Here is a 14,065-nt window from a genome sequence, read left to right on the forward strand (position 1 = left end):
TCTCTTGCTGTGGCGCAGGCTTTCAGCCGAGGCCGGCAAGCGATGCCGCCGAGAGGGCTGACTCTGCCTGCTGCTGGTCCAGCAGTCCCCGTTCGAGCACCAGTTCGGCAATGCCCCGGCCGGTGGCCAGGGCTTCCTTGGCCAGCTCGGCCGCCGCGGCGTAACCCAGCACCGGCGCCAAGCCGGTGACGACGCTGATGGACTCAAGCATGCGTTGCTGCAGCACGGCCGTGTTGGCCGTGATTCCATCTACGCAGTGGGTGCGGAGTTGCCTGCATGCGGCGGTGAGCCAGCCAATGGACTCCAGAAGGGAGTCCACCATGACGGGTTCGAAGGCGTTCAGTTGGAGCTGTCCGGCTTCCACCGCCATGGTGACGGTGGCGTCCGCCCCGACCACCCGGAAAGCCACCTGGTTGACCATTTCCGGAATAACGGGGTTGACCTTGCCCGGCATGATGGACGAGCCAGCTTGGACTGCGGGCAGGAAGATCTCGCCGAATCCCGTCTGCGGACCGGAAGACAGCAAGCGGAGATCGTTGCAGATCTTGGAGAGTTTCACGGCAGCCCTCTTCAGCACGCCTGAGACGAGCATGAAGACCCCGGTGTCGCTGGTGGCTTCGACGAGGTTGGCGGCGCTGGTGAGGGGCAGCCCCGTGATCTCCGAAAGCTCCCTGATGACGGTTTCCCGATAGCCCGAAGGTGCGGTGATGCCCGTGCCGATCGCCGTGGCGCCGAGGTTGGACTCCGCCAGGTGCGACAGGAGTTCGCGCAAACGGAATCCGTCCTCGCGCAGGGTCTCGGCAAATGCTCCGAACTCCTGGCCGAGGGACATGGGCACGGCATCCTGCAGTTGTGTGCGGCCCACCTTGATGATGCCGGAGAACGCTGCGGCCTTGGCGTCGAATGCGTCGATGAGCCTGGCGTGCTCGGCGCACAGCGTGGCCAGGTCCACCTGCAGGGCGATCTTGATGGCGGTTGGATAAACATCGTTGGTGGACTGGCTGCGGTTGACGTCATCGATGGGGTGCAGGGCGGCATAGTCGCCTCTATCCCGTCCCAGCAACTCCAAGGCGCGGTTGGCTATGACCTCGTTGGCATTCATGTTGGTGCTGGTACCGGCACCGCCCTGGATGGCATCGACAACAAACTGATGATCCAAAAGCCCATCCATCACTTCGCGGGCGGCGGCCTGGATGGCCGCGGACTTCTCCGGCGCCAGGAGGCCCAGACGTTCATTGGCCTGGGCAGCTGCATATTTCACCGCGCCCAGCGCCCACACCAGTGAGCGCGACTTCCCGATCGGCCTGCCGCTGACCGGGAAGTTCTCCACCGCCCTGAGCGTGCTGATGCCCCAATAGACAGCCTCGGGGACTTCGCGGTCCCCGAGGCTGTCATGTTCCCGGCGCATCGTGGACGCCGGAGTTGAAAGTTGCTCTGTCATTGTCCTGTTCCTGAAGGTAGGGGACTCCGGGCTACTCCGCCAGGTAGTCCAGTGCCGTGAGCGCCAGGGCTGCGGCGCCGTCGTGGATGGCTTGGTTGGCGGCATCGCCGATGCAGTGCGCGGCGAACTCCGGTTGATGGTTGGCCGCGGGGAAGCATCCGAGCCCGATGTAGGGGTGGATGGCGGGGACAACCTGGGAAACGTTGCCCATATCAGTCGACGCCCGGTTCATGGTTGCCTGTTCGGGAGGCGCGTCGAAGGTCCGCCCCAAGGACTCCGCATGCGCCTTGTATAGCCCCAACGCCCGCGCATCCGTCCGGAACTCCGAGTATGGTTCCGATTCCGGGGTGATTTCCAGTTCGCATCCGGCGGCCAGTGCGCCAGCCTCAAAGCATCGGTTGACCCGCTCTTCGAGTACCTCCAACTGCGCCAGTGATTCAGCCCGGACGTACCAGCGTCCTTCGGTCTTTTCGGGAATGGCATTGGGAGCTTCGCCGCCCTTGGTTTGGACCCCGTGCACGCGCGTGCCGGCGGGCAGTTGCTGGCGCAGGAGCCCCAAGGCCACCTGGGCAACGATGAAAGCATCGTTCGCGTTGACGCCCTGGTCCGGGTACGCCGCCGCGTGGGCGGACTTTCCCCGGTATTCGACATGGTTGTGGGCCACGGCAAAGGGCCGGGCCTCGGCGGAGTCAACGGGGCTGGGGTGCGCCATCATGGCCAGGTCCAGGCCCACGAACGCACCCCTCTTCAACAGTTCGATCTTCCCGCCTCCGCCTTCTTCCGCGGGCGTGCCGTAGACCTCCACGGTGAGGTTGCGCTCTTCAGCGAACCGGGACAGCGCAACGGCCGCACCACAGGAAATGGCTGTGATGATGTTGTGGCCGCAAGCGTGGCCCAGCCCTGGAAGAGCGTCGTATTCGGCCATGAGCCCCACGCGACGCGAGCCGGAACCGAAAACTGCGCGGACCGCCGTCGGAAATCCCAGGTACCCGTGTTCCACGTCGAAGCCACGGCCCGCCAGGTAGGTGGCGGTCCATTCGGCCGCGCGGTGTTCCTGCCAGCCAAGCTCGGGGTTGGCGTGGAGAGTTTCCGAGAGTTCCACCAAGGCGGCTTGCTGGGAAGCCACGGAATCCAGGACCTGTGCGTGCTGCATGGTCATTGTTTCAACGGTCATCGCCGGCCACCCCGTAACCCACCGAGGATGCGGGATCGAGCCCACGGACCACATAGTCCTGCCGCTGCGGCAGCCAGACCTCCAACAGGCGGCCAAGTTCAGCAATGGGGTCGTCATTCCAGTCGACGCGGAGGTCTGTGTCCCGCCAGCCGTGGCCGGACACCACCGAGATCCCGGCCGACCGCACCGGCCCGGCCTCGCCTCCTGCTGCGAGGGCAGCCCGCAAGGCGGCCAAGAGCCGGACCTCCAATTCAGCGTCCGACGCTTCGAACGCATCGCACAGCGCCTGTGCCACGGCCGGGTCGCCCAGCATGTTGCCGGCTGACACGCTGGAAGCGCCGCGCCCTTCGCCGAAGACACCCAGCGTGTGCGTCCCGCTGAAGACGGCAGCCCCTCCGCGGGCGTCGAGAACCACCAGTTGCCGGTAGTCCACTGCCGGCGATTCATGGACGACGGCGGTGAGCGCCTCCTGCGCGGAATAGCCGGCTTGCAGCCGGTCCAGCAGGGCGGTACCCAACCGTGGATCCGTAATGTTTTGTGAGCTGACGGCGCCCACGCCATCGCGTAGGTGTGCGCAACGGGCGGCGACGGCAGGGGAGGACGAGGAGACCGCTATGCCGAACCTGCCGTTCCCGTCGGTGGCGGCGATGCTGAACGTCACTGCTGGCCTCCCGTTGAGAGAACGGCTGTAGCATCAATTTCGACGAGCCACTCGGGCCGGGCCAGCGCCTGCACCACGATGCCCGTGGATACCGGAAACACTCCCTTGAGCCAGCGTCCCATGGTCCGGTAGACGGTCTCGCGGTAGCGGGGATCAATGATGTAGACGGTCACCTTGACGATGTCCTCGAGGCTGCTGCCTGCTTCCTTGAGCAGCATGTCGATGTTGGCCATGGCTTTTTCGGTCTGGGCCTCGACGTCCCCGATGCCCACGGATTCGCGCGTGTCCAAGTCCTGGCCGATCTGGCCCCGGAGGTACACCACGCCGTTCGCCACCACGGCCTGGCAGAGGTCATTGTCCAGGTTCTGCTCGGGGTACGTTTCTTTGGTGTTGAAGGTGCGGATGCGCTGGTGTTTCACTGGGCCTTGCCTTTCGCTTGGTGCTTAGTTGGTATCCCTCAGCTTCCAGTCGACACTCTGCATCTGTCCAACAGTTCTTTCCGAATGAATTCATCGCTTTTTTCGATGATTAATATATCCTCGAACCATGGATGTCACCCTGACCCAGTTGCGGTACTTCGTGGAAGCGGCCGCCCAGCTGTCCATGACAGGCGCGGCCCTTCGGCTGAACGTGGCCCAGTCGGCCGTGTCGGCGGCGATCGCGCAGTTGGAACGGCACGTAGGCACCCAGTTCTTCATCCGGCAGCGATCCAAAGGCCTGGTGCTCACCCCGGCCGGGGAACTCTTCGTTCGTGATGCCCAAGCGATCCTGGCCCAAGTGGAAGAAAGCATCGACCACGCGAGGGGGGAGCATCAAAGCGTGACGGGTCGGATTCGGATTGCCTGTTTCAGTACTTTGGCGCCGTTCCTGCTCCCAGGCGTCCTCACCAAGCTCCGGGAAGACCACCCCTCCTTGGAAGTGGAAGTCATCGAGACCGATACCCCGGGGTGCATCAGCGCACTGCTCACCGGGCAGGCGGATTTGGCGCTTTGCTATGACCTGGACCTCCCCGAATCCATTTCACGCTCCGTGGTGGACACCGTCAGGCCCTACGTGGCGCTCCCCCCGCAGCACCATCTTGCCGATTCAGGGACCATCGCCTTGTCCGCGCTGGCCCGGGAATCGTTCGTACTGTTGGACATGCCCCACACCCGGGACCTCATGCTGGCCATTGCCCGCCTCGGCGGCAGCGAGCCGGATGTCAGGTTCCGCTCCGCCAGCTATGAGACGGTCCGCACTTTTGTTGCGCGGGGATTGGGCTATTCCATCCTCCACCAGCGTCCGCAGCACCAGTTGACCTACGACGGCGGCAAGCTGGCTGCCGTCGAAATCCGCGACGACGTGCCGGAGCTGAAGACGGTCTTGGCCCACCTGAAATCCCACCGGCCCACCGCGCGGGTCCGCGCGGTGGCCCAAGCGGTAAGGCAGCAGATCGTGTCAGCCAAGGCCGCTCGGGAGCTGAAGAACTAGCCGAGCCGGGCCAGCGCCCGTTCCACCAGGTGCCGCTGCCGGGAACCCGTCACCACATCCGGGTCCAGCATCGACGTCACATGGAGCCCCATCATGATGTTCAGCAGCTCATCGGCCACTGCCTCCGGGTCCGCCAAAGGTTCGCACTCGCCGTCGTGCTCGGCTTGGGCGAGGAATCCCAACACCAGGCCCCGCCAGTGAAGGAGGGCCTCGCGTCCCACGGCGCGCAGCGCATCCTCCGTCTGCGCACGCTGCCAGAAGGACACCGCCACGCGGGCTTCCACCACGGTGAGCGGATCCGCCGGGATGATTTCCAGGCACAGGCTGCGCAGCGCCGAAAGGCCGCGCCGGCCGGCAGTCCCCGCGGCGATGCGCTCGTTGGTGCGCTCGCAGATCAGTTCGTAGGAAGCCATGAGCAGGGCGTCCTTGTTGGGAAAGTAGTGGGCCAGCACGCCGGGGGCCGCGTATCCGCATTCCCGCGCAATGTCCCGCATGCTCGCGTTCTCGATTCCCTGGTCCGCTATGAGCCGCCACGTGGTCTCGATGATGGAACGGCGTCGCTCCTGGTGGTCGACCAAGCGGGGCATCGGGTTCCTTAGGTTGTGCGGCAGTACATGGTGGGCGGGATGACGGCGACGGCCAGGCGCGGGCCCAGCCGTCGCCACACTATCAGTGGCAGTGCTTGGCCGGGTCGACGGCCGTCGTTGCGCAGTGGTCAGCGGACGACGCCGGTACGTTCAGCGTAGGGTTCTGGTCGAAGAAACCGTGTGGCTTGAGGGTGAACCCGGTGGTATCCACCGGCATGATGGGCCAATCCTCGGGGCGGGGGAAGTGCGTCAACCCGAAGGAGTGCCACACCACCACGTCCTGCCCGTCAATGTCCCTGTCCTGCGCCACGAAAGCGGGCAGGCCGGCACCGCCCGGGTGCTGGTTGACGAAGTCGCCCGCTGCGTAGAGCTCATCTTCTGCGTGACGGGTTACCCAGAGGTGGTGCCGGGCGAATGCGGCCCTCGAGGCAATCGAGGAATCGTCGGCCATGGCCAGGGTGGGCTGGCCCTCGGGGTAGAGGTTGTAGCCCACGGGTTGGCCGAGCTGGTTCAGCGACTTGGGGTTGCTGATGTGCCACACCCGCCCCTTGCTGCCATCGGCATCGCGGACTGCCTGCGATTCGCGGGCCAGTACGGTGCGCTTTTGGGTGAAGGCGTTCCCGTGCGGGTTCCCCGGGCCCTTCGGGAGGCGCACGAGGTCAAGTTCCTCGACGCGGTTCGTGTCGCCGTCGATCATCATGTCCAGGCGGGCGCTGAAGAGGTGCTGGTGGTAGGGCGCGCCCAAGCCCTGGGCTATCTCAGAGGCGTATTCGTAGGACTTGTCCGGGAGCGCGGCGGTGAAGACTATGCCAGTGGCTTTCGCCTCGAATTCGATGGTGCCGTCCAGGTAGAGGTACCAGTAGAAGCCGTAGTCGTAGTTGCCCACGGTGGTGAAGAAGGAGACCACCAGTCGACGGTTGCGCCGGACCTCATTGGAGCCTGCCCACTCATCCGTGTGCTTCCAGAGGATCCCGGCGTCCTCTTCGTGGATGCAGATGCCGTTGTGGATGGTGCGCGGGTTACCGAAGTCGTCCGCGACCACGGGGGACAGGTAGGTGATGTCGCCCAGGCAATCGCAGCCGAGCTTGAGGGAGTTGGCGTCCCGGCCCACCAGGTACTCCCCGGAATCAAAGTAGTTCTGCCAACTCCGGTAAGGGGACGGGTCGCCGTAGGGAACCACCATCTCGGAGATCGACGCCCGGTGGATCAGTGGCCGTCGGCGCCCGTTCAGCGTGTGGTGGAGTTGGTGCAGGACCACGCCTTCGCGCGCGTCGAACCCGACCCGGAGGTCCCAGCCCGCCCAGGAGAGGAAGTTGCCTTCCAGCGTGAAGCTGGGCCCGTCGGGCTGGGTGATCTCGATCGGCTTCAGGTCCGTGCGGGGCTCGCCGTGGATCGCAGGTTCGGTGTAGTTGCCGTTGATCTCCGGGACCGGGACAGGGCCGTCATCGATCAGGTGGTCAACCCGGCGTTTTTCCACATCGACGAAGGCCACCAGGCCATCGATCGGGTGTGCCCACGGGTGGTCGGCGGCGTGGTCCTGCCGGAAACCGAGGCCACGCAGCAGCCGCTTGCCCTCCTCGTTTTCATAGTCGAAGACGCCGGCCGAGAGCGGTGCGACGCGGACCTGTTCCGGTGTCAGGTTGCGGCTGGCCAGGGCGGCGGTCCACTGCGGATCCGAGGCCAGGATGTCCTCGATGAGGCCGAATTCTTCCAGCAGGACGGGCAGTTGACCGTCGACGGCGGGATCCAGTTCACGCTGTTCGAGGACCTGCTCCGTAGCCAAGGAAAGACGGACGTCCAGGGACCGGGATAAGGCGGCGTCCCACAGCATGGCGCGGACGGTGCGCTGACTGGCTGCGGTCCCGTCTTGGAGCGCGGCTTTGGAAGGCTCGATCAGGCCCAGATAGGCGAAGCGCGTGGCCTCGGCAAGAAGCCCGGCGTCGGCAAGGATGCGGCGGGCCTGATCGATTTCCGCGGCCGTGAGCTGCTCAAGCGGGTGCTGCGACGCTGCAGCCTGCGACGCCGGGGCCTGCGCGGTGGGCAAGGGGGTGGTCTGAAGGGTCATGGCTCTTCCTGAAGTCGATTTTTGATGGTACAACTGTTCAACCAACGCTTTGATGTTACTCACCTCACAAGCCCGGCGTAAAGTCCCCAGCGGGAAAGGCCGGCAGGTCAAGGAAACACATGAAACAAGCACTCAGAGTGCCATCACGCCTGCCCCAAGCGCTGTTCCCGGGGCGGAGTGCCCTGACCTCCATCGTGATCGGCGTGGCTGCCTCCGGCAGTGCCGCGGCCCATGTCGCAGCGGCAACAGTGGGGACGCCAGGCATCATGGCTTGGCTGATGGCCGCCATGGGAATGGCTTGCCTCGCCTGTCTCCTTCCCTTGATGCGTGGGCGGAGCTGTGCCACGCGCACACCCGGCGGCGGTGCGCCACAGGCTGCCCGCCATCTGCTGGTGATGAGTGCTGCGATGGTCCTGTTCCACACCGCCCTCCTTGGGTACCCGGGACATGCCGGGCACCACGGACGTGCCGCCACTGGTTCACCGGCGGCTCACGGGGAGGGCATGTTGACGCTCATCGCTGTTGAGTTGGCTTGCCTTGCGGCCGCCTCCGTAATGCTTCGCATCGGCCGTCCCGGCCCAAAGACCCCTCGGCCCGTCGAGGAGGCAGGCACTCCGGTTCCTGCCGCCGTCGAACCCTGACCTGTCAGATTTACCACAACCCATCCCAGGAGCCATCATGAATCCCACCTCCACCCTGACCTCCACCGACTGGCACGCCCGGGCGGATGCCTTGGCCATCGACGGCCGGGCCTTCGTCAACGGACGCCGCGCTGACGCCCACGACGGAAAAGTTCGTCCAACTGCCAGCCCCATCGATGGACGAATCCTGGCCGAAATCGCGGCTTGTGGCACTGCCGACGTGAACCGGGCCGTCGAATCTGCGCGGCGCGCCTTCCCGTCATGGTCCCGCATGGGCCCGGAGAATCGTAAGACCGTTCTGCTGCGGCTCGCTGGGCTCATGGACAGGCATGCCGAGGAATTGGCGTTGCTCGAGTGCCTGGACAGCGGCAAGCCCATCCTCCAGACCACCACAGTGGATGTTCCAGGAGCCATCTCGACGCTGCGCTGGTACGCCGAGGCCGCAGACAAGCAGAACGGGGAGCTGCCCGCGGTCCCGCCCGGTGCTACGGCACTCGTCACGCGGGAATCGCTCGGAGTGGTTGCCGCGATTGTGCCGTGGAACTTTCCGCTGGAAATCGCCATGTGGAAGCTGGCTCCCGCGCTCGCTTCCGGCAACACGCTGGTGTTGAAACCTGCCGAGCAGACCTCGCTCAGTGTGCTGCGGCTTGCCGACCTGGCCGCCGAAGCCGGGGTGCCCGACGGTGTGCTGAACATCGTGACCGGTACCGGCAGGGAAGTGGGCGCAGCGCTGGCGCACCACATGGACGTGGACGCTCTGGCGTTTACAGGCTCGACGGCGGTCTCCCGCACTTTGCTGGAGGCCTCGGGCCGGAGCAACCTCAAAAGGCTGAGCCTGGAGGCGGGCGGCAAGAGCTCGAACATCATCTTCGCTGATACTTCCAACCTGGTGATGGCGGCCGAAAAGGCAGCGTTCGGCGCCTTCTACAACCAAGGCCAAGTGTGTTCGGCCAACTCCAGGATCCTCGTCCAACGGGAAATCCACGACGAGTTTGCAGCGTTGCTCACTGAAGCCGCTGCCGGCTACGCACCAGCGGATCCGCTGGCCGGCCTCAATGGCAACGGCGCGCTGATCAGCAGCGCCCACACCGACGACGTCGGACGCTGGATCGCGCGTGGCCGCGCCGAAGGTGGGGTACTTTTCGGTGGTGAGCGGAGGGTGATCCGCGGTTCCGATGCCTACCTGGAACCGACGCTCCTGGGTGGCCTGGCGGCAGACCACGACGTCCACCGCGACGAGATCTTCGGGCCGGTGGCAGTGCTGCACGCCTTCGATACCGAAGAGGAGGCCATAGGCCTCGCCAACGCCACGGACTACGGGCTGGCCGCCTCCGTGTGGACCTCCGACCTGTCCCGCGCGCATCGGGTGGCGCGGGATTTGCTGGCCGGAACGGTGTCCGTGAATACCGTGGACGCGCTGGGCAACACGACGCCCTTCGGTGGGTTCAAGCAGTCCGGATTTGGCCGCGACCTGTCCTTGCATGCCTTTGACAACTACACGGCGCCCAAGACCACGTGGATCCAGTTCGGCTGACGCCTTTCAACGGAAATTCAGGGGAAGGCCATCAGCATTCAATGTTTTACGTGATGCAGAACACAGCTCTACGCTGATGGTCATCCCCTTCCGCCCCTTCTTGCGCAGTAGCAGACTTAAGCCGTAGCAAAGGACCCCTCATGCATCAAACGCACTTGGCCCAGGAGCAGAGCAAGCATCTGCAAAAGTCCCTTGGCCGCTTCGACATCCTGCTGCTGGTGGTGGCAGCCGTTATCTCCGTGGAAGTGCTGGGACAGGTTTCCGGGTTCGGTGGAGAGACATTCACCTGGACACTCATCCTCGCCGTCACGTTCATGGTTCCCTACGGACTGATCTTCGCGGAAACCGGAGGTGCGTTCACTGAGGAGGGCGGCGTGTACGTTTGGACCAGGATGGCGTTCGGACGCGTCGTCGCCGCCATCACCTCCCTCTTTACCTGGGTCACCCAGCCGGTCTGGGTGGGAGGAGCCATGGCCTTCGTAGCCGTGGAAACGTGGTCCGAGTATGTTGGCCACGTGGAAGCCGGCAGCCCGGGCGACTACCTCTTTAAGCTGGCCTTCATCTGGATCACTGTCACCTCGGCCATCATCAGCCTCAAGCACGGCAAGTGGCTGCCCTCGCTCGGCGCCATCCTCAAGGTGGTCTTCCTGGCATTCTTCATCATCGTCACGCTGGTCTACGGCCTCCAGCACGGCTTCAACGGCCTGGAACTGGGATTCTTCTCACCCACTCTGGCCGGCTTCCTTGGGGTCACGCCGTTGCTGCTGTTCTCCTTCCTCGGCTTCGAATCGGGCAACAGTGCCGCGGGGGAGATGAAGAATCCGGCCAAGGATGTCCCCATCTCAGTGGCCCGTTCCTCCATGATCGCCGCGGCCAGCTACCTCCTGCCGGTCCTTGCCATCCTGCTGGTGGTACCCCTGGACCAAATCACGGGCATCGGTGGACTGTTTGGTGCGGTGTCCACGGTGTACTCGGTGTTCGGTCCCGCCGCCGACGCGATGCTGGCCGTGTCCGCCGTCATCTTCTGCTTTGTCCTGGTCTCCCAAGGCGCGGCGTGGATGATCATCAGTGACCGCATGCAGGCCATGGCCGCGGCTGACGGCTCGTTCTTTGGTGGCTTCTTCGGCCGCTTCCATCCCAAACTGGGTACGCCGATCCGCGTCAACACTCTCTCCGGAGTGGTAGCCACGCTCTTCATGGTGGCAGCGATGCAGCTCACCGGAACCAGCAGTGCGTTGTTCGGAGTGGTGCTGTCCATTGCCATCTCAACGTTCCTGCTCAGTTACCTGTTCGCCATCCCGGCGGCCGTACGGTTGCGGAGCAAGTACCCAGCCGCCGATCGCCCTTTCAAGGTCCCCGTCTCCGATCAGGGGTTCCGCATCCTTGGTGCCATTTGCTTCGCCTGGATCCTCGTCGGTTCGTGGGTGGCGATTTTCCCGGGAACACTCGATGTCTTGTTCGGACTGCCGTATGACTTCGAGGCGACGTGGGGCGTTCCGCAGTCCACGTTCGAGGCTTTCGCGCTTGGGACCTTGGGGTGCATCCTTGCCCTGGGCCTCGTTGGCTATGCTCGCGGCCGGAAAGTGCGGGAGGCTGTGGCAACCCCCACAGATGAACCGGCGGCCTTGGTCAACGACTGACGGAATACCCCCACCGCGCTGCCCGTTGCCACTAACCATGAAGGCAATTACCTACAGCACGTACGGAAACCCGGATGTCCTCGAACTGACGGAGCAGCCCAAGCCGAAAGTCGGGCCCGGGATGGTCCTGGTGAAGGTGAAGGCGGCGTCGGTGAACCCGGTGGATTGGAAGATCATGGCCGGCTACCTCGACCCCATCATCGACCTTCAGTTCCCCGCGATTCCCGGGTGGGACGTCGCCGGGGTGGTCGAAGCCGTCGGGATCGATGCACCGCAGTTCAAGGCAGGCGACGAGGTGATCGCCTACGGCCGGAAGGATTATGTCCACGGCGGCAGCTTCGCCGAGTACATTGCCCTTCCCGAGCGACTGCTAGCCCGCAAGCCGAAGTCCCTGGACTGGAACGAGTCAGCCGGATTGCCGCTTACGGGACTGACGGCATTGCAGGTTCTGCGTCGTTTGGAGGTGAAACCGGGGGAGACTGTTCTCATCCACGGCGGTTCCGGCGGCGTGGGTTCCCTTGGCATCCAGATCGCCGTTGCCCTCGGTGCAAAGGTCATTGCGACCGCCTCGGAAAAGAATCACGAATTCCTGCGCTCCCTTGGCGCCGAACCGGTTAGCTATGGCGAGGGCTTGGCGGACAGGGTCCTCGCGCTGAGCCCCGGCGGCGTGGACGTCGTTGCCGACTTCGTGGGCGGCAATCTTGCGGCCACTTTGCTGGTGTTGAATGAAGGCGGCCGGCACGCGTCCATCGCGGACAGCGAAGTGGAGGAGCACGGCGGGACGTGGATGTGGGTGAGGCCTGTCGGCCAGGATCTGCAGGAGCTGGCTGACCTTGTGGATAACAAGCAGTTCCGCGTGGAGGTTGCGAAGGTACTTCCGTTGGCACAGGCCGCGGATGCCTTCCGGCTGAACATGGAAGGCCACACCCGCGGAAAGATCGTGATTGAGGTGGACAACAGCTAGGAATTAACGCCCGACGGCGGCAGTTCGCCCGCGGTTCCCAAAGGAACCAACGGTGACCTGCCGCCGTCGTTATTTAACACGCGTGAGTGGCTACTTGGCGAGGAAGCGCAGCAGGATCTCGTTGATCTCCGCACCGTGCGTCCACAGCATGCCGTGGGGAGCGCCCTCGATTTCCACGTACTCGGCGGAGGGGAGCCGCTTGGTGAATTCGCGACCCGTGGAATCGATGGGCAGGATGCGGTCGTCGGTTCCGTGGACGATCAGGGACGGTACGGTGATCTTTTCGATATCGCCGCGGAAGTCCGTCAGCCACGTGTCCACTACGGCGAAGGAGGCATACCAGGAGGATCCCGAAGCCACGTTCCAGGCGTTGCGGAGCGCGTCTTCGCTCAGGCGGTTGCCGAGGAAGTTGTCCGTGTTGAAGAAGTCGTTGTAGAAGTTGCTGAACCACGCGTAGCGGTCCTCGATGGCGGCCTCGCGGATGCCATCGAAAACGGAGGCCGGCACTCCGGCGGGGTTCTCTTCGGTCTGCAGGAGGAACGGTTCCAGTGAACCGAGGAAGACGGCTTTGGCGATCCGGCCCTCCCCGTAAGTGCCGATGTACCGGCCAACCTCGCCGGTTCCCATGGAGAAGCCCACCAGTACGGCGTCCTGCAGATCGAGCGTTTCAAGAACGGTGTTGAGGTCCGCCGCGAAGGTGTCGTAGTCGTAGCCGATGGTGGGTTTGCTGGACTTGCCGAAGCCGCGGCGGTCGTAGGTGATGACCCTGTAACCGGATTTCAGGAGTGCTGCCGTCTGCTTCTCCCAGGAGCCGCCGTCGAGCGGGTAGCCGTGGATGAGGACTACCGGCTGGCCCGATCCGTGATCTTCGTAGTAGAGCTCGATGTCAGTGCTGTTCTCGGTGCCGACCTTGATGAAACCCATGAAACTGCTCCTTGCCTCGAAGGGAGAACGATCGTTCTCTCCGGATGTTCATCATCGTATAGAACGATCGTTCTCTATGCAAGTAGAATGGATGAATGGATACTTCCGAAGTGCGGAGCAGGATCGTTGCCACGGCAGACGGCCTCTACAACGCCAAAGGCATCCAGTCCGTCGGGATGGATGAACTCCGCACGGCGGCGGGTGTCTCGCTGAAGAAGCTCTACCAGGAGTTTCCGTCCAAGAGCAGCATTGTCATGGCGGTCTTGGAGCGGCGGCATGAGACGTGGTCAAAGGGGCTCGACTCGGCCGTGCGTCCCGTCCAGGACCCCCGGGACCGGCTGTTGGCCATCTTCGATTACCTGTCGCAGTGGTTCTGCCAGGACAACTTCCGCGGGTGCGGCTTCATCAATAGCTTCGCGGAGTTGGGTGCCGTCAGCCCGGAAGTTGCCGAGTACGCGCGAAAGCACAAGGAATCGTTCCAGGCGTACGTTGCGTCCCTGGCCAACGACGCCGGAGCCCCGCCGCAACTCGCTGCCCAGCTGGCGATCCTAGCCGAGGGGGCCCAGACGACCGCCGCAATTGCTGGCACCCCGGAGGCCGCAGGCCAGGCCCGGGAGGCTGCGAAGGTTTTGATCGACGCCACGCTGGGTACGGGGTTGTAGAAGGCCCTGCGCGGGTAGGGCTGCAAGCAGGCGCAGCGGCGTCGCCTTCCACGATCAAGGGAGCAACCATGTCAGGGACCAACCCGGATCCGTACGAAGACAACATCACGGGATTGGAACCCGGCGGCGGAGTTCCGCCGGGAGAGACACCTCCCGGCGAAGCCTCCACTGCCGGACCCCAAGGCCACGACGAGCACGGAACAAGGAAGGGCACGCAGGTCTTTTGGCTTGCCGTGATCGGCGCCGTTGTCCTGTTGTCCATGCTTTATTTCATCGGCTACATCGTGGGGTTTTTCGACTAG

The 14,065-nt window shown here is 64.2% G+C and carries 14 protein-coding genes; 7 read left to right on the forward strand and 7 right to left on the reverse strand.

Translation table 11 applies throughout. The annotated features are described in order from the left end of the window. Positions 1–22: 22 nt before the first annotated feature. From ACIPY2_RS10345 to ACIPY2_RS10360, 4 genes are read right to left on the reverse strand one after another with little or no spacing between them, the layout of a single operon-like run. Entirely contained in the window at positions 23–1,441 is a 1,419-nt protein-coding gene (locus ACIPY2_RS10345; protein WP_400266296.1) for an aspartate ammonia-lyase, read from the reverse strand. 31 nt (positions 1,442–1,472) lie between these two features. After that, the gene (locus tag ACIPY2_RS10350; protein WP_400266297.1) at positions 1,473–2,615 is read right to left on the reverse strand and encodes a M20 family metallopeptidase; all 1,143 of its coding nucleotides are present in this window, start codon (positions 2,613–2,615) and stop codon (positions 1,473–1,475) included. Next, on the reverse strand, positions 2,605–3,276 hold the full coding sequence (locus ACIPY2_RS10355) for a DUF1028 domain-containing protein (RefSeq protein ID WP_400266298.1): 672 nt from the start codon (positions 3,274–3,276) through the stop codon (positions 2,605–2,607). Before ACIPY2_RS10355 ends, ACIPY2_RS10350 begins: the two co-directional genes overlap by 11 nt. After that, positions 3,273–3,695: a RidA family protein gene (locus ACIPY2_RS10360; protein ID WP_400266299.1), complete on the reverse strand. Its 423-nt coding sequence runs from the start codon at positions 3,693–3,695 to the stop codon at positions 3,273–3,275. The genes ACIPY2_RS10355 and ACIPY2_RS10360 overlap by 4 nt, the downstream gene beginning before the upstream one ends. 127 nt (positions 3,696–3,822) lie before the next feature. On the opposite strand from ACIPY2_RS10360, the gene ACIPY2_RS10365 reads away from it, so the two are divergent. After that, on the forward strand, positions 3,823–4,746 hold the full coding sequence (locus ACIPY2_RS10365) for a LysR substrate-binding domain-containing protein (protein ID WP_400266300.1): 924 nt from the start codon (positions 3,823–3,825) through the stop codon (positions 4,744–4,746). Here the strand turns inward: ACIPY2_RS10365 and ACIPY2_RS10370 are convergent. Both ACIPY2_RS10370 and ACIPY2_RS10375 read right to left on the reverse strand, forming a co-directional pair. Further along, positions 4,743–5,333 (reverse strand): TetR/AcrR family transcriptional regulator, encoded by a 591-nt coding sequence (locus ACIPY2_RS10370; protein WP_400266301.1) that lies wholly within the window; start codon positions 5,331–5,333, stop codon positions 4,743–4,745. The two genes, ACIPY2_RS10365 and ACIPY2_RS10370, sit on opposite strands and share 4 nt — an antisense overlap. A gap of 82 nt (positions 5,334–5,415) precedes the next feature. Continuing rightward, positions 5,416–7,398, reverse strand: coding sequence for a primary-amine oxidase (locus ACIPY2_RS10375; protein ID WP_400266302.1), 1,983 nt, complete (start codon positions 7,396–7,398; stop codon positions 5,416–5,418). A 119-nt stretch (positions 7,399–7,517) separates the two neighbouring features. Between ACIPY2_RS10375 and ACIPY2_RS10380 the strand changes: the two genes are divergently transcribed. The 4 genes from ACIPY2_RS10380 (at position 7,518) to ACIPY2_RS10395 (ending at position 12,177) form a co-directional block, all read left to right on the forward strand. Then, positions 7,518–8,039 (forward strand): hypothetical protein, encoded by a 522-nt coding sequence (locus tag ACIPY2_RS10380; protein ID WP_400266303.1) that lies wholly within the window; start codon positions 7,518–7,520, stop codon positions 8,037–8,039. Between the two features lie 37 nt (positions 8,040–8,076). Further along, positions 8,077–9,573, forward strand: coding sequence for an aldehyde dehydrogenase (locus tag ACIPY2_RS10385; RefSeq protein ID WP_400266304.1), 1,497 nt, complete (start codon positions 8,077–8,079; stop codon positions 9,571–9,573). 140 nt (positions 9,574–9,713) lie between these two features. Further along, complete coding sequence (locus ACIPY2_RS10390; RefSeq protein ID WP_400266305.1) at positions 9,714–11,213, forward strand: APC family permease; 1,500 nt, start codon at positions 9,714–9,716, stop codon at positions 11,211–11,213. A 37-nt stretch (positions 11,214–11,250) separates the two neighbouring features. Continuing rightward, positions 11,251–12,177, forward strand: a complete 927-nt coding sequence (locus ACIPY2_RS10395; RefSeq protein WP_400266306.1) for an NADP-dependent oxidoreductase — start codon at positions 11,251–11,253, stop codon at positions 12,175–12,177. Between the two features lie 90 nt (positions 12,178–12,267). Here the strand turns inward: ACIPY2_RS10395 and ACIPY2_RS10400 are convergent, their stop codons facing one another. Further along, entirely contained in the window at positions 12,268–13,101 is an 834-nt protein-coding gene (locus ACIPY2_RS10400) for an alpha/beta fold hydrolase (RefSeq protein WP_400266307.1), read from the reverse strand. A 95-nt stretch (positions 13,102–13,196) separates the two neighbouring features. Here ACIPY2_RS10400 and ACIPY2_RS10405 point away from each other — a divergent pair, with 95 nt between their 5' ends. Beyond that, positions 13,197–13,763, forward strand: a complete 567-nt coding sequence (locus ACIPY2_RS10405) for a TetR/AcrR family transcriptional regulator (RefSeq protein ID WP_400266308.1) — start codon at positions 13,197–13,199, stop codon at positions 13,761–13,763. A gap of 68 nt (positions 13,764–13,831) precedes the next feature. After that, positions 13,832–14,065, forward strand: coding sequence for a DUF6480 family protein (locus ACIPY2_RS10410; RefSeq protein ID WP_400266309.1), 234 nt, complete (start codon positions 13,832–13,834; stop codon positions 14,063–14,065).

This window comes from Paenarthrobacter sp. NPDC089675 (genome assembly GCF_044749185.1).
In the GTDB taxonomy this organism is placed as follows: domain Bacteria; phylum Actinomycetota; class Actinomycetes; order Actinomycetales; family Micrococcaceae; genus Arthrobacter.

Excerpts from the sequence above, each read along its gene's own strand:
- ACIPY2_RS10365 (WP_400266300.1), top strand. The coding sequence starts at position 3,823 with ATGGATGTCACCCTGACCCAGTTGCGGTACTTCGTGGAAGCGGCCGCC.
- ACIPY2_RS10395 (WP_400266306.1), top strand. The coding sequence starts at position 11,251 with ATGAAGGCAATTACCTACAGCACGTACGGAAACCCGGATGTCCTCGAA.
- ACIPY2_RS10350 (WP_400266297.1), bottom strand. The coding sequence starts at position 2,615 with ATGACCGTTGAAACAATGACCATGCAGCACGCACAGGTCCTGGATTCC.
- ACIPY2_RS10410 (WP_400266309.1), top strand. The coding sequence starts at position 13,832 with ATGTCAGGGACCAACCCGGATCCGTACGAAGACAACATCACGGGATTG.
- ACIPY2_RS10345 (WP_400266296.1), bottom strand. The coding sequence starts at position 1,441 with ATGACAGAGCAACTTTCAACTCCGGCGTCCACGATGCGCCGGGAACAT.
- ACIPY2_RS10405 (WP_400266308.1), top strand. The coding sequence starts at position 13,197 with ATGGATACTTCCGAAGTGCGGAGCAGGATCGTTGCCACGGCAGACGGC.
- ACIPY2_RS10380 (WP_400266303.1), top strand. The coding sequence starts at position 7,518 with ATGAAACAAGCACTCAGAGTGCCATCACGCCTGCCCCAAGCGCTGTTC.
- ACIPY2_RS10370 (WP_400266301.1), bottom strand. The coding sequence starts at position 5,333 with ATGCCCCGCTTGGTCGACCACCAGGAGCGACGCCGTTCCATCATCGAG.
- ACIPY2_RS10390 (WP_400266305.1), top strand. The coding sequence starts at position 9,714 with ATGCATCAAACGCACTTGGCCCAGGAGCAGAGCAAGCATCTGCAAAAG.
- ACIPY2_RS10400 (WP_400266307.1), bottom strand. The coding sequence starts at position 13,101 with ATGGGTTTCATCAAGGTCGGCACCGAGAACAGCACTGACATCGAGCTC.
- ACIPY2_RS10385 (WP_400266304.1), top strand. The coding sequence starts at position 8,077 with ATGAATCCCACCTCCACCCTGACCTCCACCGACTGGCACGCCCGGGCG.
- ACIPY2_RS10375 (WP_400266302.1), bottom strand. The coding sequence starts at position 7,398 with ATGACCCTTCAGACCACCCCCTTGCCCACCGCGCAGGCCCCGGCGTCG.